This window comes from Mesorhizobium sp. M8A.F.Ca.ET.165.01.1.1 (assembly GCF_004792065.1).
Taxonomy (GTDB): domain Bacteria; phylum Pseudomonadota; class Alphaproteobacteria; order Rhizobiales; family Rhizobiaceae; genus Mesorhizobium.
The window spans coordinates 1-1,239 of sequence record NZ_SRTH01000043.1 but is presented as its reverse complement, the minus strand read 5'-3'; the positions used below and the strand labels follow the sequence as shown (position 1 = coordinate 1,239).

Below are 1,239 nucleotides of genomic sequence, written 5' to 3'. Positions count from 1 at the left end.
CTCACGCACCCAGGCATGCTCGCAAAGCCGCGCCGCGATCTCGCCCGGCTCGATGCGGAAGCCGCGGATCTTCACCTGCTCGTCGTTGCGGCCCAAAAACTCCAGATTGCCGTCCGGCAGATAACGCGCCAGGTCGCCGGTCTTATACAGCCGGTCGCCCTCCACAAACGGGCTGGCGATGAACCGCTCCGCCGTCAGCTCGGGCCGGTTCAGGTAGCCACGTGCAACGCCTGCGCCGCCAATGTAAAGCTCGCCCACCGCCCCGAACGGCACGGGCCCACCATGCCCGTCAAGCAGGTACACCCGCGTGTTCGCTATCGGACGGCCGATCGGGACACGGCGGAATGTCTCATCAATCGCGGTGATCTCGCATACTGTTGCAAAGGTCGTCGTCTCGGTCGGACCGTAGCAGTGAATGAGGCGTACAGGACCTTCTTCTCTTAGCAATCTCAAAAATGAGGGACCGTCACTGGTCTCGCCTCCAGAAAGGAGGTACTTAAGTTGTGCCAACGCTGGAGCGATCGATGACGTATATTTGTTGAATAACGCTGTTGTTAGAAAAAGGGTTGTCACCCGTTGCTGTTCAAGTGACTTGGCAAAATTTGAAGGATTTAAGACGGTCGTGGCATCCAAAGCAATAATGCAGCCACCGTTGAGCAACGGCGTCCACACTTCAAATGTGCTGGCGTCGAAGGCGGGATTACCCACCCACGCCACACGATCTCGGGCATCGATCTTCGCATAGCCGTTGTTTATGACGAGCCGGTTGACCGCACGATGAAGAACAACAACCCCCTTGGGAAGGCCGGTCGAGCCGGAAGTGTACATCACGTAAGCGGCAGTCTCGGCGTTCAACGTCAAGCCAGGGTCGGCACTAGACCCAGTCCCAGCCATGAGCGGCTCAATAGACAGAACAGGGATCGTCACATCAACCAATTCAGCGACACCCTCCGTAAGCACGAGGCGCGCAGCACAATCTGCCATCAGCCATCCTTGTCGCGCAGATGGAAGAGCGCGATCGATCGGCACATACACTCCGCCCGCCTTGAGGACCGCCAACTGCGCCACGACAAGAGCGACGGAGCGGTCCAGCACTGTCGCAATGCGGTTCCCCGGCCTGACCCCGAGCCCGATCAGATGATGGGCCAGCCGGTTGGCCCGCGCATTGAGCTCGCCGTAGCTCAGGCGCTCGTCGTCGCAGACCACCGCCACCGCCTCCGGCGCCTGGCGCACCTGCGC

General features: G+C 60.4%; 1 protein-coding gene. It reads right to left on the bottom strand.

From position 1 onward, the window contains the following. A partial coding sequence (locus tag EN808_RS35035; RefSeq protein ID WP_135918210.1) for an amino acid adenylation domain-containing protein occupies nucleotides 1–1,239 on the bottom strand: 1,239 nt, incomplete at both ends.